This is a genomic window from Gottfriedia luciferensis (genome assembly GCF_001712755.1).
Lineage (GTDB): Bacteria > Bacillota > Bacilli > Bacillales > Bacillaceae_G > Gottfriedia > Gottfriedia luciferensis_B.
Genome location: NZ_MDKC01000032.1, coordinates 12,080 through 33,944, shown reverse-complemented (window position 1 = coordinate 33,944; position 21,865 = coordinate 12,080). Strand labels below are relative to the sequence as shown.

The window sequence follows — 21,865 nt, the reverse complement described above, 5'->3', positions numbered from 1 at the left end:
ATCGTACACATTTTATAAAGAAAATACATTCCATTAAGTTTCACTACATTATTAATATTTTACATTGGACTATTTTTAGACCAGTCCTATTTCGGGAAAGTGAAAATATTTAAGAATGTAACATGATTGACTTCATTATTTAATATATAGATTTATCCTTGTATAGTAACATTTAATTAAGGAGTTGAGGTGCTTGAGAAATAAAACTAAATACGTCTATTTAACACACAAAGTTCAAATAGAATCGACGGAAAAACTAGAAAAGCTATCCCAACTTACAGGGAAAACTAGTGCAGAATTAATCGAAAAAATGATAGAAGAAATGTATGATCTACATATAAATTCAAAGGAAAATGAAGGGAATCTTAGTGAAGTTCTTAGCGATGAAATTTTATTTGAAGAAATTACTGATCAAGAAATAAGAGATGCAGAGCTAAGATGGAGAAACTCAAAACAAGGTATTAAAGATTTTAGTCAAAGAATGGAAGATTGGAAGAAAGAAGAAAAAAGAAAAAATGCTGAGAAAGCAAAAGAATATAAAAAGAAAATAGTTGATTGGGCTAGAGTTTGGGAAGAGTATTTAAGAAATTACTCTACTTCAATTAAGAAAAATAAAAAACATAATTTCAAGTATTTCAATCCGAATGATAATGCTGAAGTTTGGAAGAAACAGATGAGGGAATATACAAAGCTTTGGCACCCTGATTATGCACCAGACCATGGAAATCCTCAAAAGTTTGGTGAAATGAAAGCTGAATATGATATTTTAAAGGGTAAAATACCAACAGAAGAATATAGTTTATAAATTCAACGGTAATACATATAAAGATTCAAATGGGTGATTTCGATTTGTAAAAATAGTGAAAAGTAGTGGAACTAATATCGTTCCACTACTCATTTAACCTACTAGATTTAATCTTCTTTTGCACTATCCTCAGCAATTACTCTTAGTTCTTGATAAAAAATGTCATGATTACATTCTGGATTTTCAGCTTGTTTATACTTGTCTACAATTTCAAGTAATTCACCTGTATCACCTTTTGCATTGATAATTTCTAATAGTTGATTCATATCATCAGTGTATTCATCTTCTTTTTTCATTATAGAAACCTCCATTTACATTTAGATGTTCATTATTATTTACTAGCTTTATGAAAAAAATAGATTGATTTTGAAATATATAGTCATCTAATGAAAGATTGAATTTAAAATTCATTCAATCCCCACCATATTAGTAAATTGATATTAAAATTTGAATTTTCAACCGGAATAGTATAATTTGGATATAAATTATGATAACGAAAATACTATGATTAACTAAATACTGGATTAGAAGTAGTCAAATTGTAATCATAAAAGATTGAAAAATGGTGGGGGAATAAATATGAACTTTAACTTTAATGAAGAACATAATAGAAAAAATACAAATAGTACAAAGTGGGACTCAGTTGATCGAGTATTTGGATGTACGGATGTACTACCTTTATGGGTTGCCGATATGGATTTTGCTTGTGCACCTGGAATTATTGAAGCTATAACGAAACGAGCTCAACATCCTATTTATGGTTATGGACATATACCTGAGGAATTTTTTGAATCAGCAATGAATTGGGCAAGTAAACGGTATAATACATCGATTCAAAGAGAATGGTTAACAAATATACCTGGAGTGGTTCCAGCATTAAATTTAGCCATTGATGCTTTCACAAAACCTGGTGATGAAATCATCATTCAGCCACCAGTTTATTTTCCATTTTTCAGTACAATTAAAAATAATGGAAGAACCATCGTTGAAAATTCTTTAATTGAAGAAGATGGCTATTATTATATGGATTTAGAAGATCTAGAAAATAAAATTACGTCTAAAACTAAAATGATTATTCTATGTAGCCCTGCAAATCCTGTTGGAAGAGTATGGACGAAAGAGGAATTATTAGGTTTATTTGAAATTTGTAAAAAGAATAAAATTGTTGTAATAGCTGATGAAATTCATGCTGATTTAGTCTATGAGAAAGGTAGTCACATACCTTTTTATTCATTAAGTGAAGATGCAGCAAATATGAGTATTACATTTATGTCGCCAAGCAAAACATTCAATATTGCAGGCTTATTTTCGTCACTTGCTGTCATTCCAAATCAAGATTTATTTACAGAGTTTTCTCATGCCATTGCTCGTTCAAGTTTAGAAAACTTAAATATTTTTGGAATTGAAGCAGTAATAGCAGCTTATAATGAAGGGGAAAAATGGCTTGATGAATTATTGATTTATTTAAAAGGAAATGCGGAGTTTATACATAATTATTTAAAAACTAATATTCCAGAAGTAAAAATGAGAGTTACAGAAGCGACGTACTTAGGATGGCTTGATTTTAGAGGTTTAGGCTTAAGAGGTGACCAATTAAACGAATTTATGATTAATGATGCTAAATTAGGTTTAAATGAAGGTCGCGGTTTTGGGATAAATGGAGATGGTTTTATGAGATTGAATTACGCTTGTACACGTAAAACATTAGAAGAAGCCATGAAACGATTAGAGAAAGCTGTAAAAGCTAGAAAGAAATAGAAGGAGATGGGATGATGACGTTAAAAATAACACCATGTATTGTTATGAGCGGGAATGCTAAAGAAGCGGTACATTTTTATGAAAAAGAACTTGAAGCAGAGGTTCTAAATATACAAACATACGGTGATATGCCAATACCTTGTTCAGAAGCATTAAAAAATAGTGTTGCAAATGCAATTTTAAAAATCGGAGAAAGTGACCTTATGTTATTTGATGCTCCGATTCAATCGAATCCGATTATGAACAAAGACTTTCAACAAAATACACCTAATTATGAACAGAAAAAAGTAGAAGTTACGATAAATCTTTCGATCGATAATGTAGAAAAAACAAAGCGCATTTTTAATTCATTACAACAAGATGGACATGTTATTGCCCCGTTAGAAGCAGTACCATTTAGTCCCGCATTCGGAACAGTTACTGACAAGTTCGGCGTTACATTCATATTAATAACTCAAAAGTAAAATATACATAATTTTTGTTTGATAGCAAAAATGGGGAGATTAGATGGTTAACATAAATGTTGAATTAGTAAAACAATTAATTAATGAACAATTTCCAATTTGGTCTCAGTTAGAAATAAAACCAGTAGAATTAAGTGGCAACGATAACAGAACGTTTCATTTAGGGGATAAAATGAGCGTAAGATTACCAAGTGCAGAATGCTACGTTCCTCAGGTTGAAAAAGAGCATAAGTGGTTACCCATTTTAACAAATAAACTAAGTTTACCAGTATCTAAACCGTTAGCTAAAGGAAGTCCAAGTAAATCCTATCCTTGGCCCTGGACAATCAATGAATGGATCGATGGAGAATCTTTGAACAAAGAAAATATAAGTGATTTAAGTCAATTTGCTAAAGAGTTAGGGCAATTTTTAAAGGAGTTCCAGTCAATTGATGCTCATGGAGGGCCGATTGCAGGAAAGCATAATTTCTTTAGAGGTGGTAACTTAGCTGTTTACGACCAAGAAACTAAAGATTCAATAGACCAAACGAAAGCGATTTTTAACAAAGATTTACTAACAGAAATTTGGGAAACAGCTCTAAGTTCCAAATGGGAGTATGAACCAGTATGGGTGCATGGTGATATTGCTCCTGGAAACTTACTTGTTAAAAATGGAAAGCTATGTGCAGTCATTGATTTTGGAATCCTAGGAGTTGGTGATCCATCATGTGATGCAGTAATGGCATGGACATTTTTCGATACTGATAGTAGAAACGTCTTTAAAAACGTTTTAAACTTTGATGAAAATACATGGAATAGAGCGAGAGGCTGGGCTCTATGGAAGGCTTTAATTACATTTAATGCGAATAAAGAGAATACTTCATCAATAAGGGAAGAATCATTTAATACGATAAATGTGATCATGAACGATTTTAAATCTTAAATTAAATTTTACGAGTTGCTTTAATAGCGACTCGTTTTTTTGTTTCTTGGTACTTCAATGAGGGTGCAAAAAAAGCTAAAACTTAGATGAAATTTTGTAATTTTCAAATAAGCTAACAATCATGAATTTATAAGGAAAAAACATGAAATTCTTGAATCTTGTTCATACTATTGTTGGGAGGTATTCCAACTATGTTACAAAAATTACTAGCTAGTTTATTATTAATGACGCAATCAGTTGAACTTCCTGACAGCTTAACTGTTATTCAGCAGGGCCATCCGATTGCCGTAGTTAATCGTGAAGATTTTACAATGTCACTTCCAGGTACACCTATAATAAACGATAAAAAGTTTAATCAATTTATTGAAAAACTTGATCAACAAATTTACCGTAACCCTATAAATGCGACAATCAATGAACAAGGTAGAATTGTACCAGGACAGGTAGGATACAGACTTTATAAAAAAGAGTTTAAGGATAAATTTACTACATATTTTTATAGTAAAGGCCCTTCTAAAATTGAAGTACCAGAGTTAGATATTTATCCTAAAGTTGATAGTGAATTATTAGCCCATATTAGGATTCAACAAATTGGACAATATGTAACCTACTTTAATTTTAATAATAAAAGTCGAGTACATAATATTTCACTTGCAGCAAAAGCAATTGATAATTACGTAGTTTTCCCAAATGAAGTTTTTTCTTTTAATAAGGTAGTAGGAGAGAGAAGTGGGGCAAAGGGATATAAACGTGCACCGATCATTGTAAGGGGAGAATTGTCTGAAGGAGTAGGAGGAGGAATATGTCAAGTTTCCTCTACTCTATTTAATGCAGTAGATCGCGCTGGTCTAAAAATTATTGAAAGATATACCCATAGTAGACGAGTACCATATGTACCAGCAGGACGTGATGCAACTGTAAGTTGGTATGGACCAGACTTCCGTTTTCAAAATAAATATAATCAGCCAATTCTAATTCGAGCAAAACAATATGGAGGAAGTATGATTGTTACGCTTCATTCTTCCGATGTCATCAATTATGAAGTAAGAAATGTCCCTATCGCTCCAACTCGTTTACCTGAAGAAATAAATACAGAAGAAGACAAGCATTCTTCAAATCCTTCTAGGAAAGGAAAAATAGTACCACCGCATAAGTCGGTAGGGGATTAAAGATAATACAAGTAACCCCCACAAGGTAATTAAAGATCCTTGTGGGGGTTATTTTGTTTTTCATGAATAAGGATCATTTTGAATAAAAATTAATGAAAGTCTAATCCTTTCAACACTAGACTTATAGAAACTAAGGATTTAGAATTATAAGAAAGATTTGAAAACAAAGGAGAATTGCATGACAAAAATAAATGTATTATTTGATTCGAAGGATATGGAACGAAATACATTACCTTATTACTACGATTATGGAAAGATCATTTCAACTATTCAAAGTCAGCTAATTGATACATTTGGTGTAGATTTCCAAATGTATTCAGATGAGGATACAACCAATGAAATTTGGGAAATTCTAGAAGAGGATCTTAAAGAAGAATCGAGTGAAGTTCAATTAATCAGCCATATTTATAATGAGCTTGAAACAAAAACTATTTCTTCGAATCACACTGATAAAAAATTGGAACTCATCATTAAGCCAAGGGTTGAAAATGGATTATACTATTATCCGAATTACGGAGTAGCTTTATCGAAAGCGATGATATTTGAAGCGGATAATCAATATAATAGAGACCTGATTTTTGCTAAAAATGATTCATGTCTTTCATCCTTTTTTCAATACGTACTAAAAAGAAAACGAGATTATATTAAAAATTATGTAACGGTTTATACAGATACAGATGACGGTGTCGAAACATCAATTGAAAATATTACTAAAATGGTTAATAGAGAAGATGTATTTTTAGAAGAATCATTAAAAAGAGAAATTTATCGATCAATAGACCATTTCTTTAATGAAGGTCGAGATTTCTTTAAAACATATGATATCCCATATAAACGAGGATTTTTATTATATGGAAATCCAGGAAATGGAAAAACAACATTAGTGAAATCAATTGCAAGTAGTATTAATGCACCTGTTGCATATTGGCAAATTACTGAATACACATCAAGTTACACAATTAAAGAGGTTTTTAGTTCAGTGTTAAAATTAACGCCAATGGTACTAGTTATCGAGGATATTGATAGTATGCCTCCTTCGGTTCGTTCAGTATTCCTAAACACGATCGATGGTGCAACTTCTAAAGAAGGTTTATTTTTAATTGGAACGACTAATTATCCCGAAAAAATCGATCCAGCTTTAATGAATCGCTCTGGTAGATTTGATCGAGCATATGAAATTAAACAACCAACAAAAGAAATGCGTTCTGAGTATTTACAAAAGAAAAAATTAAATCGAATTTTAAACAATGAAGAATTACAGCTCCTAATTGATTCAACGAATGACTTCTCTTATGCTCAATTAAATGAGTTATATATTTCAATCATTATTGAGTGGGACTGTGACCAAAAAGTAGATATCATTCGACTATGCGACGAAATGAGATCCATTTTACGTAAACAAAAAAAGCAAAATTGGGAAAAGAATCAAACTGTGGGATTTTCTTTTGAATAATTGATTTTACTTTTACATGTACTAGTTATAAGTATCAGATCCATCATGATAACTTTGAAAAGATAGAAGCAAGGGCTTCTATCTTTTTTTTGTTTGGCTCCAAACTACCATGAAAATTAGTTTCTTCATAAATAGATAAATGAAAATACTAAAGAAAACTCTGCTCAAATCTTAAAAATGAGTAAAGTTAACAAAAAGTCTAGTACTTATAGTTGACTGGAAAAAAGTCAGTATTTGTATAGACACTTACCATCCATTTTCATTCGCTTTGCTGTAGCGTTTGCGCTGCATGACTGGCTAAATGGTAGGATAGTTTCTGTAGGTATATTATTGATAAATTGAAGAACTACAAACTATATACGTAGGTTCTGATATAGATAATTAAGTAGGAGGGTGACTTCAAAAATAATAAAAATATTCCTAAAGGATATACTATCTTGGAAACGAATTTGCTTTTTTGGAGGAATGTACATGAAAAACCAAACTATCAACTTGCTTCAAATGTCATTTATCCTAATTGGTAGTACTGGACTTATTAACCATGTGATTATCATTCCTATGGTTTTGGACGTTTCGGGCCGTGATTCTTGGATCACCATCTTGCTCTCAAGCGTTTCTTTACTATTCTTGATACCAATTCTCTACTTTATCCAAAAACGTATGAACGGAGTACAGTTGTTTCTTTGGCTTAAGGGAAATTTCGGGAGATTTATTACATACCCATTAATGGCAATGATCGTTCTATACCTATTTTCCTCGGGTGTCGTCCTTTTAAAGGAAACGTTAACCTTTTTATCGTTTTATCTCCCAATGACACCTAGAGTATTATTAGGGGCTACTTTTTCTATAGTCTGTTTTTATAATGCAAAGCACGGAATTCAATCCATCGGGTTAACCGCGGGTATCCTTCTCCCAATTGTCATTGTTTTAGGTTTTTTTGTCATGACTGCGAATTTTCCGCATAAAGACTATACTCTTTTAAAACCATATATAGAATACGGTACTTCTCCTGTTATAAAAGGCATGATCTATCCAATATCAGGATTTGTAGAAGTTGCTTTTATCCTATTTTTTCATCATCACTTAAATGAAAAATTAAAGTTTAGTACTTTGATTTGGATTGGAATCACTTTTGTAATTCTTACTCTTGGACCAACGATCGGGGCCATTACAGAGTTTGGACCATTCGTGGCTGCTAAGCAACGATACCCAGCCTTTGAAGAATGGAGACTGGTATCAATTGGTCGCTATATCGAACATCTCGACTTTTTATCAGTTTATCAATGGTTTGTTGGCGCTTTTATCCGCTTGTCTCTTCTTACTTTTTTAGTCTCAGATATTCTTAATGTTACAAATAAGAAGGTAAATAGTGGAGTAAAACTTTTTTTCCTAGCGTGGGTCACTTTGATATCCATTTTGTCCATTAATGATACTTCTTTTTATTTGTTTTTATCCCGTCAATTTTTACCGGGTACTCTTGTATTTATTCTCTTGATTTTTGTACTTTTAGCCATCCTCTCTATGTTTGTGAAAAAAGAGAAAGGAGGTAACACCAATGAAGCGCAATAATCAACCTGATCAAGATCAGTTGAAGGTCAAGTGGGATGAAGATATTTTAAGAGGTTGGTTTGAAGGATCGCAAGATGTCATCTTCCAAAAACACCAAATCGACAGTGGCAAACGTTATTTTTCTATTTTATCTTTATATTGTCAAAGTCTCATTGACATAAAAGAATTGAGAAAAACAATCATGCCTCATCTTCATGAAGTGTTGGAAAATGGATTTACAGGTGATGCAAAGGATTTGGAGTCAAAACTTGATGTCCCTATCACTTTCGTTAAATCAGACTTTTCACAGGAAGACCTCGCCAAAAAAATATTTGAAGGAGAAGTTCTCTTTTTCCTTACTGCATCTAGGCTGGTTTTTTCCATCAAACTAGCGATGCTACCAGCAAGATCTGTAGAAGCACCTAGTACGGAAGTGACACTAAGAGGGGGAAGGGACGGATTTGTAGAAGAAATTCAAACCAATATTGGTTTAATACGAAAAAGATTGAAAACATGTTCCCTTAGTTATGAAGAATTTGTTATTGGAACTAGAAGTAAAACCAGGGTTGTTGTTCTTTATTTGAAAGATGTTATTTCACAAGATGTTTTAGAAGAAGTACGATCTAAATTAAATAATATTAAAGTCGATGGCATTGTTTCATCTGATCAAATTGAAGAACTTATTACAGAACGGCCATTCAGTCTCTTTCCTTTATTAGAATATACGGGACGACCTGATTATGCTGTAAATTGCCTACTTTATGGACGCTTTGTTTTATTAGTGGAAGGCTCACCGACTGCATCAATCGGACCTGTTACTCTAGTATTTTTTGTGAATAATGCTGAGGACCAGCATTCGTCAGCCCCTTCCGCAAGCTTGGGAAGAGTACTGAGGATTTTCAGCTTAATTGTAGCTGTTTTTCTACCGGGATTTTGGATTGCTTTAGTCGCTTATCATCCGGATCAAATACCATACACATTGTTGGCAACACTGGCTTTGTCAAGAGAGGGAGTTCCATTTCCCACTACATTAGAGGGATTCTTGATGATTTTTTTATTTGAGTTACTCAGAGAGGCAGGTCTTCGAATTCCTACTACTGTTGGTCAAACATTATCCGTAGTAGGTGGGTTAATTATTGGGCAAGCTGCCATCAGCGCAGGTTTGGCTTCTCCTGGTATTGTCGTAATGATGGCTATTTCAGTGGTTTCGACATTTACTTTAATTAACCAGTCGCTTTCGGGAACATTAAGTATTCTCCGATATTTTGTTTATCTACTATCAAGCTTACTCGGAATAACTGGGCTAATATTTTCAGTTTTTATTATTTGTGTTCATCTTGTGAATTTACGCTCTTTTGGGGTTCCATTTATGGCCCCTTACTCGCCATTGGTACCAACTAGTTTGATTCCGGCAACAATTCGAATTCGTTTTAAAAATATGATAAAGAGACCAAAAGAGATTCATACGAACGATAGCACGAAAAAAAAGGGTGAAGAAAAAAGATGAGGAAAAATTTTTTTCAAAAAAAACTACTTATACTATTTCCATCTATTTTTCTGTTAACCGGCTGTTGGGACACAAGAGAAGTAGAGCATGTTTGGTACATGAATTCCTTAGGAGTTGACTTTAAAAATAATCAATACGTGCTCTATCCTCAATTTATCAATTTTTCCACTTTTGCAAAACAAGAAACGACTATGCGAACACCACAGCCAATTTTTATTGGAAAAGGAAAAGGGGAGATTTTAGACCATTCAGCGTTCGATTTTTATAAAACGACTCAACAAAGGGTATCTTGGGAGCACATAAATACAGTCGTATTCTCTGAGAATGTATTAAAAAATGGAGATATTCGACAAATTGATGAATTCTTTGCTCGTTTCTTTCAGTTTAGGAATACGATGTGGGTATTTGGAACGAAGGAACCAATTGAGGATGTTTTGGCAACTGGAACAATCTTAAATCTTTCACCCCTTTATACACTAAGGGATATCCCAAATGAAATGACAAAAAACTATTCTCTTTTTAGTCCTTTGATCTTTTACAAATTTCGGGCTTATTTTTATGAGCCTGCGATGACCACACAAATCCCATTCTTATCGATTTCAAAAAAAAAATGGAAATCAAACAAAAATGATTTCCCTTTATTAAAATATAGTGGGTCGGCTTTTGTAGCTTCAAAGAGCTACAAAGGGTATTTGTCTGAGAAAGACTTATCAGGTTTAAAATGGATGGGCAAGACTTTCACCCGAGCACCGATACTATTAAAACAAGATGGGGAGCCCGTTACCGAAATGGTAATGAAAAAACCAAATATCCAAACAGTAGCGTATATAAAGAACCACAAACCGCATTTTCGAATGAAGATTGGCATAGAAGGAGATATTTTTCAGATTGTAAAATATTTGCCTATGAAAACCGTAAAACAAATAGCTGAAAAAACCTTGAAAAAGGAAATTGAAGAAACCTACAAAAACGGGATTAATAAAGGAATTGATGTTTATCAGCTTTCACAAATACTTTATCGAAATGATGTAAAAGACTGGAAAAAATTTGAAAAGAACGGAGTAATCCCACTTTCGCCGTCATCCTTAGATGTTGAGGTGAAGGTGCAAATTATGACAAGCGGTCAATGGAAGTCCACCAATTTACAGAAGCCATTCTCAAAAGAACCGTAATTAAGCTAATTAATTTGATGACATTTTTCCATTTAATGAAAACCCAATAAGAAAACTAGCATGAAAGAACGATTGTAACTTTCATTCACTGTTGTGAATCATAGATTCATGGTTAGCTAACGCATGCTTTAGTTAAACAACAAGATCGACATAAAAGTCGATTTTTTTTATTGAGCTAAATGGCATGTTAGTTGCAAAAGTGATTCTCTACTTCATCAATGATAAAAGTTAGTTTACTATTAAATTAGTCAAAAAGTATTTGGGGGCAATCGAATGAACAATGGTTTTATATGTAAGAGTTGTGGTAAATATCATGACGAGTTACCGATGAGTTACGGAAGTGCAGTTCCTGACTATTTTTTTGATATTCCAGTTGATGAACAAGAAAGTCGTGTCGAGATGAACGATGATTTATGTATTATTGATGATAAGTATTTTTTTATTCGTGGTAATATTGAAATTCCTGTTATCGATACAAATCAAAAATTTATTTGGGATGTATGGGTATCATTAAGCGAAGAGAACTTCGATAAAACAAATGATTTTTGGGAAGATCCTGAAAGAGAAAAAAAATTAGATCCTATGTTTGGTTGGTTATCGACCGATATTCCCTGTTATCCAGACACAATAAATTTAAAAACTATGGTACACACAAGGACAGTTGGGTTGTGTCCTGTTATTGAATTAGAGCCAACTAAACACCCATTAGCAGTAGAACAAAAAGAAGGAATATCAATAGTACGGATTAAGCAAATCGCAGAAGAATTATGTGATTCAGAAGAATAGGATGAATAATTCCTTATTCAACTAACGAATTCTTGAGTTGAATATCAGCTACTAATTCAGTTAGCTTTTTTTATTCAACAAAATAGCAGTTTAGTTGCATTAGAATGTTTTAATTTTTGATGAATTATACATGTTGGGAGTGCTATTTTGATTAAAAATATTATTGATACAGGTGCATATATACAGTTTTTATTTGGAGGTTTTTTTCGCAATATTAGGCATTCTGTTTAATAAAACTAAACATGAAGCAATTAAAAATATCACCACACCAACTTAGACACAGTTAATATTCTTTTCCAATCGAGAAGATCATGATTCACAGAAGTAGTCTTTTTTTGCTTGCAAAACGAAATAAATACGGTTTATAATGATTGTTGGTTAATGCAATTCGTAATAATTACGATTTATTTTACATAATTTAGGAGGAATTTTAATGAAGGTGCCAATTACTGTTTTAAGCGGATTTTTAGGATCAGGAAAGACTACATTATTAAATCATATTTTGACCAATCGAGAAGGGTTAAAAGTTGCTGTGATTGTAAATGACATGAGTGAAATAAATGTAGATGCCAAACTTGTAAAAAATGGTGGATTTTCACGTACAGAAGAAAAGTTAGTGGAAATGCAAAATGGATGCATTTGTTGTACCTTAAGGGATGACTTGATGAAAGAAGTTGAAAGATTAGTAGATATTGGAGGAATTGATTACATAGTAATTGAGTCTTCGGGTATCAGTGAACCAATACCAGTTGCACAAACGTTCACTTATGTGGATGACGAGCTAGGGATTGATTTAACTAAAAAAACTCGTTTAGATACAATGGTGACAGTTGTAGATGCAAATCGTTTTTGGGAGGACTATTCTTCAGGGGAAACATTATTGGATCGTAAACAAGGAACTGATGAAACAGATATTCGTGAAATTGCAGATTTACTTCTTGAACAAGTTGAATTTGCAGATGTTATTATTTTAAATAAAATTGACCTATTAGAAGAACATGATGTAAAAGAATTAACTGCCTTTCTTAAGAAAATTAATGCACAGGCAAAAATTATTCCTGCTACATTTTCGAATGTCGATTTGAAATCTGTATTAAATACACATCTATTTGACTTTGATAAAGCTAGCCAAGCAGCAGGCTGGATTAAAGAATTAAATGAAGAACACAAACCAGAATCAGAGGAATTTGGAATAAGTTCATTTGTTTACCGTCGAAAAAAACCTTTTCATCCAGAACGTTTATTTTCTTGGCTAGAGAATTGGTCAGTTGACGTTGTTCGTGCGAAGGGCTTCTTTTGGGTAGCAACAAGAAATGATATGGTAGGAATGCTTTCACAAGCTGGTTCTACGATAACAATTCAAGGAGCTGGTGAATGGATTGCAACATTACCAAAAGCAGAACAAGACGAAATGCGTAGAGAAGATCCATTATTAGACAATAAATGGGATGATAATTTTGGTGATCGAATGACTGAACTAGTTCTAATTGGAATTGATATGAATCAATTAGAGATTGAGAAGTCACTTGATATATGTCTGTTAACAGAATTAGAAATGAAAACAAATTGGAATGAATTTAATGATCCAATTCCTGCATTTGTCCAAGCTTAAACATCATATGAACCTACAATTTGATTTATAAAAATAAGTTTTCTTTAGATAAAACTTATTGATTTTTAATGGTTGGACGAGCATATGTCGGTTTCGTATAGAATATAGTTCACTATAAAAAATTATTTGAGGTGATGTATGGTACGGAAAGTTGGACAAGAAGTATTAATTTTATTTGTTCTATTTAGTTATTTATTTTGTTATGTATTTATTGATTTTACCAATTTATCGTCTTTATTTCATAAAGTACCTAAAGAACTATTAAATATGAACACAATATTTATAAGTTTGTTTTTAGAAGCTCTTCCATTTGTATTAATTGGAATCATTGTTTCTTCAATTATTCATGTATTTGTAAAACCAGAGACGATTAGTAAAATTCTTCCTAAAAATGCATTTTTGGCATTTATTCCAGTTGCTTTCATTGGAATGATCATGCCAGTATGTGAATGTGGTATTGTACCAATTGTCAGATCTTTGATAAAAAAAGGAATGCCAGCGTACATTGGGATTGTTTTTCTTAGTAGTGTACCAATCATAAATCCAATTGTATTTACTTCAACCTACTATGCATTTCAATCGAATTCTCAAATGGCATTTTTAAGGCTAGGCTTAGCATTTATAGTCGTTCTACTCATCGGTTTTTTCACTTTATTATTTTATCGAAATAAAAATGTACTATTAGAAACTTTAGAAAAGAAAGAGAACCATAATCATGTTCACCATATTCATTCAAAAACAAGTCGAATAAGTGAAGTAATTTCTCACATTAGTAGTGAATTTTTCTCAACTTGCAAATTTTTAATCATTGGAGGATTAGTCACAAGTGTATTTCAAACATTTCTTGATCGTAGTTTGTTAATACATCTTGCAGATCATTCGAATCTCTCAAGCTTTGTAATGATGGGATTAGGATATTTCTTATCTTTATGTTCAGGGTCGGATGCATTTATTGCTGCATCTTTTTCAAGCACATTTCATGTGAAATCTATTTTAGCTTTCTTAATATTTGGAGCTATGATTGATTTGAAAAATACATTTATGATGTTTGCATATTTCAAGAAGAGATTTGTATTTTTTTATATTTTCTTAACTGCAAGTGTCGTATTTATAGTGACGTCGATTTGGAATTTATACTGGTGAGGTGAATAAATGTCTTCTTTTCAAAATCGATTACGCTCAGTATTTTTCTTCGGAATTGTTTTAATGCTTTTGAAGCTTTTAGTTTCAGGAGATATTCAATATTTCATTGCACCAAAGATGGTGAAATTCACGATCATTACACTAATTGCTTGTATAATTATTGGATTAATTCACTTCTTTGAATTGCTAAAAGAACATCATACGTCATGTAATTGTTGTTCGAATCAAAAAAATAGGACTTTAAGTTTAGTAATTTTAATAAGTATTCCAGTTATAACAAGTAGTTTATTTTCAACAAACGTACTTGGAGCAAGTATTGCTTCAAAAAGAAGTATTTCTAATAGCGAAAATATAGTAAAAAAACAAGCTAAAAAAATAATTTTAAAAAATGATGATTCAAAATTTATAAAAGTTGATGATTCGATGTATGGACATATTATTTCAGATGTACAGGATAGTGTAGAAAAATATGTAGGTAAAAAAATATCTTTTAATGGTTTTGTATATCGTGATAAGGAAACAAGAAATAATCAGATTTATGTATCGCGTTTCGTTATTACCTGTTGCGTAGCTGATGCTCAAGTGTTTGGGTTGATGGTTGAGGGAAAAGAGGTTTCAGGATTTAAAAATGATCAGTGGGTAAACGTAACTGGTACAATTCACAAAGTGAAGGTCGGAAAATATTATCAACCTGTTATTCAGTTGGATAAAATAGCAGAAATAAAACCACTAAAAGATCCATATGTTTATTTTGATTAGGAAAGTTTAACTTATTTTTAATCAGAAAAACATTGAAAACGTAATTGTTTCGTTTTAATATTAAGCGTACTATACTTGCTTAGTTTTAGGTGAGTATCTATTTTTACTTAGTAAATCGTAATTATTACGTTTAATAACATGAAATAAGTTAAAAAATTAGCTAGAAGGGCGGTGCACAAATAGTAAAATATAGATTTTTACTGTTTAGTGATATGAAAAATATAAACTTAAAACCATTATTAACAATTAGTATATCTCTCTTTTTATTAGCGGGCTGTTCATCTAAATCCATTTCTACCTCTAATAAATCTGAAAATAAATCTAAAAAAATAAAAATAGTAACTACTTTTTATCCTGTTTATGAATTTACCAAAAATGTTGCAAAAGATAATGCTGATATTAAACTATTAATTCCATCATCAATTGAACCACACGAATGGGAACCAACACCAAAAGATGTTGGAGAAATTCAGAATGCTGATTTATTTATCTATAATAGTCCATATATGGAAACTTGGGTTCCAAACATTGAAAAAAGTTTAAGCAACAAAAGGTCTTCATTTATTGAAGCAAGTAGTGGAATATCTCTGATAGAAGGACAAGAAAATGAAGATGAGCAAAGTACAAACAATAATACAGAACAAATGGATCCACATGTATGGTTAAGTCCGGTATTAGCTCAGAAGGAAGTTCAAAATATAACAAAAGCTCTTATTAACATTGATCCAGCACATACAGAGGAATATAAGAAAAATAGCGATGACTATGTTAAGAAGTTACAAGTACTTGATCATCAATATCGAACAACATTAATGAATATGAAAAATAAAGAAATTATTACGCAACATGCAGCTTTTGGATACTTAACAAAGCAATATGGCTTAGTTCAAGTTCCAATTGCTGGTTTATCTCCATCGAATGAACCAAGTCCATCAAGAATGGCTGAACTTAAACAATTTGCAAAAAATCATGATATTAATACAATATTCTTCGAGGAAGTTGCTTCTCCAAAAGTAGCGAAAACTCTAGCAAATGAAATTGGAGCAAAAACGGCAGTCTTAAATACACTTGAAGGTTTAAGCGAAGAAGAACAGAAACAAGGAATTGATTATATAAGCGTTATGGAAAATAATCTAAAAATACTAAAAAAGGTATTAGAAAATAAATAGTAATTCAAGTAAAAGCGTGTTCTTTCTATGTGTCACGCTTTTATTTAATTAAGAAAGGAAACAAAAAGATGAGTTTAGTTCAATTTAATAATGTTAAATTTGGTTACCATCATACATCCGTAATAGATAATGTAAGTTTTGAAATAAACCAAGGTGAATTTGTTGGGATTACAGGTCAAAATGGTGCTTCTAAATCGACACTTTTAAAATTAATGCTCGGTTTATTAAAACCTTGGAGTGGTGAAATTCAAATTAATAATAAAGATGCAAATAATGAAAAGATAAACATTGGGTATGTGCCACAACAAATCGCGTCATTTAATATTGGGTTTCCAAGTACTGTAATTGAACTGGTGAAATCAGGTAGATTTAATCAAAAAAAATGGTTCGAAAAAATAGATAAAACAGATATTGAAATAATCGAAAATGCATTAGAAATGGTCGGTATGTGGCATTTTCGTTATCATAAGATAGGATCATTATCAGGAGGACAAAAGCAAAAAATCTGTATTGCACGTGCATTAGCTTCTGAACCAAATTTATTAGTACTAGATGAACCTTCGACTGGTATGGACAAAGAAAGTAGAGTAAGCTTTTATCAATTTTTAAATCATTTAGTTAAAAGACACAATCGAACAGTCGTAATGGTGACTCATGAAAAAGAGGAAGTTGAACAATATCTTGATAAAATAATACATCTAGAGAAAGGAGAACATGGCGTATGGAGATGCTTAACCTTGAATTCATGCAACGGGCATTTTGGGTTGGTGGATTAATCGCGGTAATTGCACCAATATTAGGTGTATTTTTAGTATTAAGAAGACAAGCTTTAATGGCAGATACACTATCTCATATTTCACTTGCTGGTGTAGCAATTGGTTTTTTTATTCATGCTGATTTAACTTTATCTAGTATATTAGTAGTGATCATAGGAGCAATTGCAATAGAATATATGAGAAGAGCTTATCTTTCTTACTCAGAGGTATCGATTGCAATACTTATGGCAGCAGGGTTGTCTCTTGCTCTCTTTTTAATGAGTATAAGTGCAGGAGGGATAACAACGAATGTAGAACAATACTTATTTGGATCAATTGTCACGGTTACTCAGCAACAAGTCTATTTGATGATTGGCGTGACAATAGGAGTATTATTCTATTTCTTTTTGCTAAAAAGACCATTATTTTTAATGACTTTTGATGAAGATACGGCTTATACAAGTGGTGTGAATACAAAATTATTATCTTTATCATTTAGTGTATTAACAGGTGTTGTCATTTCAGCAATTATACCTACAATTGGAGTATTACTAGTTTCCGCATTACTAGTTCTTCCTGCTGCATTCGCGATTAGAATTGCGAAAGGATTTAAATGGGTTCTATTATTGGCGGTATTAACCGCAATTTGTAGTATGTTTGTAGGTTTAGCTTCTTCTTACACCTTGGGAACTCCACCTGGTGCTACAATCACTTTGGTATTAGTAATCATACTAATTGTAGGTTTTATTATTCAAAATATGGTTGTTCAAATTAGAAGAGCAAGATAGTTATTTATAAATATTAATTGAAACAGAGAATCTTTAAAGGATGCTCTGTTTATTGTTTTATAGAAAATAAAAAAGAAAATATACTCTCTTATTCAACTATGGCATGCGTTAGTTGAATATCATGATCACAAAAGTGACTCGTTTTTTTATTAAACAAACTGACAGGTTAGTGGAATAACCAAATGGTAAAATAGGATAGAAATAGCAGATATCATCTTTCTGCTTTTCTATCCTTCTTTTTTCACATTATAAATTTGTACATTCATTTTATATGAGCTTTAATAGCTTAAACCATTTTCTTTACTTGATAAACCTGTTGTGAACACCCTTATTCGATATGAATAAGGTTTTTTTATATGCATTTCTTTAATTAGGGCATAAAAAAGACAGACCTTTTAAAAGAGCTGTCTTTCTTTATATTTATTATGCTTTTTGAACGTTAGTCGCTTGAGGTCCACGTTGACCTGGCTCTATATTAAATGTAACTGCTTGGCCTTCATCTAATGATTTGAAACCATCAGTTTGAATAGCTGAGAAATGGACGAATACATCATCTCCATTTTCACGCTCGATGAATCCAAAACCTTTATCTGCATTAAACCACTTTACTTTACCATGTTCCATGTTTGTTGCCTCCTTGTGTGGGTTACCCACTTTGTAATTATATCATAATAACAATATATTTATAGATAATTAAATGTTCAAACAACTTAAACTCGTATAAGATGAAGAACTTTGAGCTGCAAATTTCAGTTTTTTTAATGTTTCTAACAGAAATTGGAAGAGAAAAGGATCTAGTAACTTAGATCCTATTTTTGATACCGCTAATTGTTTTTATGTTAACTAGCGATGCAAACTTTATTCATAAAAATGCTGAGGATCTTATTCAACTACCATGAAAATTAGTTTCTTCAAAAATAGAAAAATGACATTACTAAAGAAAACTCTACTCAATCGTAAAAAAAAGAGAAGAATTAACTAAAAAACCTAGTGATTACAGTTGACTGGATCAAAGTCAGTATCAGTATTGACACTTTCCATACATTTTCATTTGCTGTGGTGCAGCGCTAGCGCTGCATGGGTGACTAAATGGTAGTTTAGTTTAAGTGAATAACTATCGTTTAAAAATAGCGTTTTTTTCGATTAGTTGTCAGGATAATTTAAATAAAGAGGATAAAAAGAATGGGTATTTTTGGAATAGTGGTGTTGACAAATAGGTGTACTATATATATAGTACACTTATAGTGTATGTACTGCATAGTACATACACAAGTAAAATAACTTAAAAAGGCAGGGAAAAAAATGAAAAATTCAATAATGTTCACAATTAATTCTTGGTATATCCTTATACCACTATTTCTATTAACTGTTCTATATATAATTGTAGCTCCAAATATTAAACGTAAAAAATATGGGATTTCACAATACTTTTTATTATTTACTTTTGTTTTCTACATTTTTTGTGTTATTCATTTAGTATTTTTCCCAATTGATGTTAATATTGGTATTTATGCCAATCAAACTAAATGGTACAACACAATCAATTTTATACCAGTTTTGACAATAGACTTTTTTACATTTGTATTAAATATAATTATGTTCGTTCCATTAGGTGTGTATTTATTTTTTATAGGACGTAAAAATTTTACTGTAAAACAAACAGCAAAAACGGGATTCATTTTAAGTTTAGTGATTGAAATAATTCAAATGATAATTCGTATAATGTTGGGAAGTGGTAGAAGTTCAGATATAAATGATTTACTTGCAAATACAATTGGTGCTATTGTTGGATATTTAATTATAAAGAATATATATAAAATCAAAAAAGTAAAAAATGTTTTTACAAGATTTCAATTAAATCATGAACAAAAAATGTAAGGAAATTCAACCAACTAAAAGAAATTCTTTATTAGTGAATCATCTAAACGAAAATGTGTTGGATAAAGAACATAGATTATTATTATTATGTAAAAGCATGAAGGTTAATAAAGGTAGTACTTCAACTAAAGAGAGCGTAAGTTAAAGATCAAGAGCTGCTAATAAGCAGCTTTTTTCATTGAAGCCAATATGGAAAGGATTATATGTTGGGAAAATTGAATTAAATAGTAGTATAGTGTTTAGAGGTAAATGAGGAGGAGCATCTTTTGAGAAGATTATTCTTGTGCATTTGTTTATTAGTTATTGTAGCAAGTTTAATGTCCTGTCAAAAAAAAGAAGACGGAATATCTTTCAAGGAAATCTATACAGATAAAGATATAACTAAAATCGTATACGGTAAAAATGGAAACTTTAAAGAATTAACTGACCTTAAGAGTATAAATAATTGGGTTAATAATGTAAGGAAGATTAAGTTTATTCGTGACGAAAATCAAGAAGACCGTGCCGTTCTTTTACTCTTTGACGACGGATGCTCAGTAAAGGCTTATCATAAAAATAAAGAAATTGGAGACTTTAAACTATTAAAATTAAAAGGCGAATTCTACAAGAGTAATACTGAGTTTGATGAACAAGTAAAAACTTTATGTAAATAGAATTTTAAATTTTCTTATTCAACTAACGAGAGCGTTAGTTCAACAAGAATATGAACGATAAATTAGTTGGTCGTATTTATATTTTTTCCGGTTAATTAAGTGTGATTTTTCATAATTAACCGGAATGAAATCTATAATAAAAAATGAACATATTCTTTTTACAGAATATGTTCATTTTTTATTATAAACAACTAAGTTTGCGAAAGATTACACTTAAACTAAATGGTAGGAATGTTGAATAGGAAAAGGTATAACTTATAGATTGTTGAATATAAATATTTGGATTTATTTTCAACAATGAAGAGTTTTTTTTGAGCGGGAAAATGGAATTATTAATATATGGAATTTTTAAAATGTTATTGTATGTGTTAGTTAAAGGTAATATTTAATGGAGGGGTTAAAATGCAATTTGTACTTCAAGAAATAAATATTCCAAATTCTGATTCAGGTCCATATGGGATAGCAGTTTCAAACGATGGAAAAATATGGTTTACCCAGCATAAAGCAAACAAGATTAGCTGTGTTGATCAAGAAGGACAAATTCAAGAATATACTGTTCCCACTCCTGATGCTAAAGTGATGTGTTTAACAGTATCTTCAAAAGGAGATGTTTGGTTTACGGAACATGGAGCCAACAAAATAGGAATGCTCTCTACAAGTGGTGTATTTACAGAATATCCTTTGCCAAATCCAAATTCAGCCCCATTTGGAATTACAGAAGGTCCGAATGGGGATATCTGGTTTACCGAGATGAATGGAAATCGGATAGGTAAATTGACGGGAGATGGGAGGATTCATGAATACGAACTGCCTAACAAAGGTTCATACCCTTCTTTTATTACATTGGGCTCTGATAATTCTCTTTGGTTCACGGAAAACCAGAACAATGCTATTGGTAAAATAACCGAATCTGGAGAATTAATGGAATTCCCAATTCCTACACCATCGGCAGGACCTGTAGGCATTACAAGAGGGAAAGATGATGCACTTTGGTTTGTGGAAATAATGGGAAATAAGATAGGAAGAATCTCTTATTCTGGCGAGATAATAGAATATGACATCCCTACACCTAATGCACGTCCACATGCTATTGCGGTTGGAGAAGAATGTGATTTATGGTTTACTGAATGGGGTGCAAATAAAATAGGAAGGTTAAGAAGTGACCATTCCATTGTGGAATATACAATAAAAACTCCTAATGCTGAACCCCACGGAATTGTATGCGACAGGGATGGAGCCGTTTGGTTCGTGTTAGAATGTAACAAAATAGGAAAATTAACTTTAATAAAATAAAAGGAAAGTAGTTAGCTTATTTAATATGTACTATAGCTATATCAAATATTTGTTTAACGATATTCTTATGTATTTAACATTCTCTTGTTGAACTAACGCGAGCTTTAGTTGTACAACATGATCGGCTGTTAAGTCGATTTTTTTTATTGTAGTAAATGTTAGTTTTGTTGATAAAGGATTTGATTTACTTCATAGAATAGTTCAAGGATGTTAAAGACTGGTGGTGAATAA

The 21,865-nt window shown here is 31.5% G+C and carries 22 protein-coding genes; 19 read left to right on the top strand and 3 right to left on the bottom strand.

All coding sequences use genetic code 11. The annotated features are described in order from the left end of the window. Positions 1 to 193: 193 nt before the first annotated feature. Complete coding sequence (locus tag BED47_RS15150; RefSeq protein ID WP_069034363.1) at positions 194 to 805, top strand: hypothetical protein; 612 nt, start codon at positions 194 to 196, stop codon at positions 803 to 805. 107 nt (positions 806 to 912) lie between these two features. Here the strand turns inward: BED47_RS15150 and BED47_RS15145 are convergent, their stop codons facing one another. Beyond that, positions 913 to 1,101, bottom strand: coding sequence for a hypothetical protein (locus BED47_RS15145; RefSeq protein WP_069034362.1), 189 nt, complete (start codon positions 1,099 to 1,101; stop codon positions 913 to 915). Next, a complete protein-coding gene (locus tag BED47_RS24420) occupies positions 1,085 to 1,216 on the bottom strand; it encodes a hypothetical protein (protein WP_286143704.1) in 132 nt (43 codons plus the stop codon). The genes BED47_RS15145 and BED47_RS24420 overlap by 17 nt, the downstream gene beginning before the upstream one ends. A gap of 168 nt (positions 1,217 to 1,384) precedes the next feature. Here BED47_RS24420 and BED47_RS15140 point away from each other — a divergent pair, with 168 nt between their 5' ends. The 15 genes from BED47_RS15140 (at position 1,385) to BED47_RS15070 (ending at position 17,810) form a co-directional block, all read left to right on the top strand. Next, positions 1,385 to 2,563, top strand: a complete 1,179-nt coding sequence (locus BED47_RS15140; protein WP_069034361.1) for a MalY/PatB family protein — start codon at positions 1,385 to 1,387, stop codon at positions 2,561 to 2,563. A gap of 14 nt (positions 2,564 to 2,577) precedes the next feature. Beyond that, positions 2,578 to 3,027: a VOC family protein gene (locus tag BED47_RS15135; RefSeq protein WP_069034360.1), complete on the top strand. Its 450-nt coding sequence runs from the start codon at positions 2,578 to 2,580 to the stop codon at positions 3,025 to 3,027. Positions 3,028 to 3,070: 43 nt separating this feature from the next. Further along, positions 3,071 to 3,949: an aminoglycoside phosphotransferase family protein gene (locus BED47_RS15130; protein WP_069034359.1), complete on the top strand. Its 879-nt coding sequence runs from the start codon at positions 3,071 to 3,073 to the stop codon at positions 3,947 to 3,949. Between the two features lie 191 nt (positions 3,950 to 4,140). Continuing rightward, positions 4,141 to 5,118, top strand: coding sequence for a VanW family protein (locus BED47_RS15125; protein WP_069034358.1), 978 nt, complete (start codon positions 4,141 to 4,143; stop codon positions 5,116 to 5,118). 178 nt (positions 5,119 to 5,296) lie between these two features. Next, positions 5,297 to 6,571 carry an ATP-binding protein gene (locus BED47_RS15120; RefSeq protein WP_069034357.1) on the top strand — a complete coding sequence of 425 codons (1,275 nt, stop codon included), beginning with the start codon at positions 5,297 to 5,299 and terminating at the stop codon, positions 6,569 to 6,571. A 471-nt stretch (positions 6,572 to 7,042) separates the two neighbouring features. Continuing rightward, the gene (locus BED47_RS15115; RefSeq protein WP_069034356.1) at positions 7,043 to 8,140 is read left to right on the top strand and encodes a GerAB/ArcD/ProY family transporter; all 1,098 of its coding nucleotides are present in this window, start codon (positions 7,043 to 7,045) and stop codon (positions 8,138 to 8,140) included. Next, entirely contained in the window at positions 8,127 to 9,626 is a 1,500-nt protein-coding gene (locus BED47_RS15110) for a spore germination protein (protein ID WP_069034355.1), read from the top strand. The genes BED47_RS15115 and BED47_RS15110 overlap by 14 nt, the downstream gene beginning before the upstream one ends. After that, positions 9,623 to 10,798: a Ger(x)C family spore germination protein gene (locus BED47_RS15105; protein WP_069034354.1), complete on the top strand. Its 1,176-nt coding sequence runs from the start codon at positions 9,623 to 9,625 to the stop codon at positions 10,796 to 10,798. The genes BED47_RS15110 and BED47_RS15105 overlap by 4 nt, the downstream gene beginning before the upstream one ends. A gap of 273 nt (positions 10,799 to 11,071) precedes the next feature. Continuing rightward, the gene (locus BED47_RS15100; RefSeq protein ID WP_069034353.1) at positions 11,072 to 11,584 is read left to right on the top strand and encodes a DUF2199 domain-containing protein; all 513 of its coding nucleotides are present in this window, start codon (positions 11,072 to 11,074) and stop codon (positions 11,582 to 11,584) included. Positions 11,585 to 12,017: 433 nt separating this feature from the next. Beyond that, entirely contained in the window at positions 12,018 to 13,196 is a 1,179-nt protein-coding gene (locus BED47_RS15095) for a GTP-binding protein (RefSeq protein ID WP_069034352.1), read from the top strand. Between the two features lie 138 nt (positions 13,197 to 13,334). Then, positions 13,335 to 14,339 (top strand): permease, encoded by a 1,005-nt coding sequence (locus BED47_RS15090; protein ID WP_069034351.1) that lies wholly within the window; start codon positions 13,335 to 13,337, stop codon positions 14,337 to 14,339. Between the two features lie 9 nt (positions 14,340 to 14,348). After that, positions 14,349 to 15,098, top strand: coding sequence for a TIGR03943 family putative permease subunit (locus tag BED47_RS15085; protein WP_069034350.1), 750 nt, complete (start codon positions 14,349 to 14,351; stop codon positions 15,096 to 15,098). A 212-nt stretch (positions 15,099 to 15,310) separates the two neighbouring features. Continuing rightward, positions 15,311 to 16,267, top strand: coding sequence for a metal ABC transporter substrate-binding protein (locus BED47_RS15080; protein ID WP_069034349.1), 957 nt, complete (start codon positions 15,311 to 15,313; stop codon positions 16,265 to 16,267). A gap of 68 nt (positions 16,268 to 16,335) precedes the next feature. Then, a complete protein-coding gene (locus tag BED47_RS15075; RefSeq protein ID WP_069034348.1) occupies positions 16,336 to 17,043 on the top strand; it encodes a metal ABC transporter ATP-binding protein in 708 nt (235 codons plus the stop codon). Further along, on the top strand, positions 16,989 to 17,810 hold the full coding sequence (locus tag BED47_RS15070; RefSeq protein WP_069034347.1) for a metal ABC transporter permease: 822 nt from the start codon (positions 16,989 to 16,991) through the stop codon (positions 17,808 to 17,810). Before BED47_RS15075 ends, BED47_RS15070 begins: the two co-directional genes overlap by 55 nt. A 423-nt stretch (positions 17,811 to 18,233) precedes the next feature. On the opposite strand, the gene BED47_RS15065 is transcribed toward BED47_RS15070, so the two are convergent. Then, positions 18,234 to 18,434 (bottom strand): cold-shock protein, encoded by a 201-nt coding sequence (locus BED47_RS15065; protein WP_069034346.1) that lies wholly within the window; start codon positions 18,432 to 18,434, stop codon positions 18,234 to 18,236. Positions 18,435 to 19,112: 678 nt separating this feature from the next. Between BED47_RS15065 and BED47_RS15060 the strand changes: the two genes are divergently transcribed. From BED47_RS15060 to BED47_RS15050, 3 genes are all read left to right on the top strand, one after another. Further along, entirely contained in the window at positions 19,113 to 19,688 is a 576-nt protein-coding gene (locus BED47_RS15060) for a VanZ family protein (RefSeq protein ID WP_069034345.1), read from the top strand. Between the two features lie 266 nt (positions 19,689 to 19,954). Continuing rightward, a complete protein-coding gene (locus BED47_RS15055; protein WP_069034344.1) occupies positions 19,955 to 20,341 on the top strand; it encodes a hypothetical protein in 387 nt (128 codons plus the stop codon). Between the two features lie 402 nt (positions 20,342 to 20,743). After that, the gene (locus BED47_RS15050; RefSeq protein ID WP_069034343.1) at positions 20,744 to 21,634 is read left to right on the top strand and encodes a Vgb family protein; all 891 of its coding nucleotides are present in this window, start codon (positions 20,744 to 20,746) and stop codon (positions 21,632 to 21,634) included. Positions 21,635 to 21,865 lie beyond the last annotated feature (231 nt).

Bases quoted from the DNA above. Each gene is read 5' to 3' on its own strand.
- BED47_RS15120 (WP_069034357.1), top strand. From the start codon at position 5,297: ATGACAAAAATAAATGTATTATTTGATTCGAAGGATATGGAACGAAAT.
- BED47_RS15145 (WP_069034362.1), bottom strand. From the start codon at position 1,101: ATGAAAAAAGAAGATGAATACACTGATGATATGAATCAACTATTAGAA.
- BED47_RS24420 (WP_286143704.1), bottom strand. From the start codon at position 1,216: ATGAATTTTAAATTCAATCTTTCATTAGATGACTATATATTTCAAAAT.
- BED47_RS15105 (WP_069034354.1), top strand. From the start codon at position 9,623: ATGAGGAAAAATTTTTTTCAAAAAAAACTACTTATACTATTTCCATCT.
- BED47_RS15130 (WP_069034359.1), top strand. From the start codon at position 3,071: ATGGTTAACATAAATGTTGAATTAGTAAAACAATTAATTAATGAACAA.
- BED47_RS15115 (WP_069034356.1), top strand. From the start codon at position 7,043: ATGAAAAACCAAACTATCAACTTGCTTCAAATGTCATTTATCCTAATT.
- BED47_RS15050 (WP_069034343.1), top strand. From the start codon at position 20,744: ATGCAATTTGTACTTCAAGAAATAAATATTCCAAATTCTGATTCAGGT.
- BED47_RS15100 (WP_069034353.1), top strand. From the start codon at position 11,072: ATGAACAATGGTTTTATATGTAAGAGTTGTGGTAAATATCATGACGAG.
- BED47_RS15135 (WP_069034360.1), top strand. From the start codon at position 2,578: ATGACGTTAAAAATAACACCATGTATTGTTATGAGCGGGAATGCTAAA.
- BED47_RS15090 (WP_069034351.1), top strand. From the start codon at position 13,335: ATGGTACGGAAAGTTGGACAAGAAGTATTAATTTTATTTGTTCTATTT.
- BED47_RS15065 (WP_069034346.1), bottom strand. From the start codon at position 18,434: ATGGAACATGGTAAAGTAAAGTGGTTTAATGCAGATAAAGGTTTTGGA.
- BED47_RS15095 (WP_069034352.1), top strand. From the start codon at position 12,018: ATGAAGGTGCCAATTACTGTTTTAAGCGGATTTTTAGGATCAGGAAAG.
- BED47_RS15075 (WP_069034348.1), top strand. From the start codon at position 16,336: ATGAGTTTAGTTCAATTTAATAATGTTAAATTTGGTTACCATCATACA.
- BED47_RS15070 (WP_069034347.1), top strand. From the start codon at position 16,989: ATGGAGATGCTTAACCTTGAATTCATGCAACGGGCATTTTGGGTTGGT.
- BED47_RS15125 (WP_069034358.1), top strand. From the start codon at position 4,141: ATGTTACAAAAATTACTAGCTAGTTTATTATTAATGACGCAATCAGTT.
- BED47_RS15110 (WP_069034355.1), top strand. From the start codon at position 8,127: ATGAAGCGCAATAATCAACCTGATCAAGATCAGTTGAAGGTCAAGTGG.
- BED47_RS15140 (WP_069034361.1), top strand. From the start codon at position 1,385: ATGAACTTTAACTTTAATGAAGAACATAATAGAAAAAATACAAATAGT.
- BED47_RS15060 (WP_069034345.1), top strand. From the start codon at position 19,113: ATGAAAAATTCAATAATGTTCACAATTAATTCTTGGTATATCCTTATA.
- BED47_RS15085 (WP_069034350.1), top strand. From the start codon at position 14,349: ATGTCTTCTTTTCAAAATCGATTACGCTCAGTATTTTTCTTCGGAATT.
- BED47_RS15080 (WP_069034349.1), top strand. From the start codon at position 15,311: ATGAAAAATATAAACTTAAAACCATTATTAACAATTAGTATATCTCTC.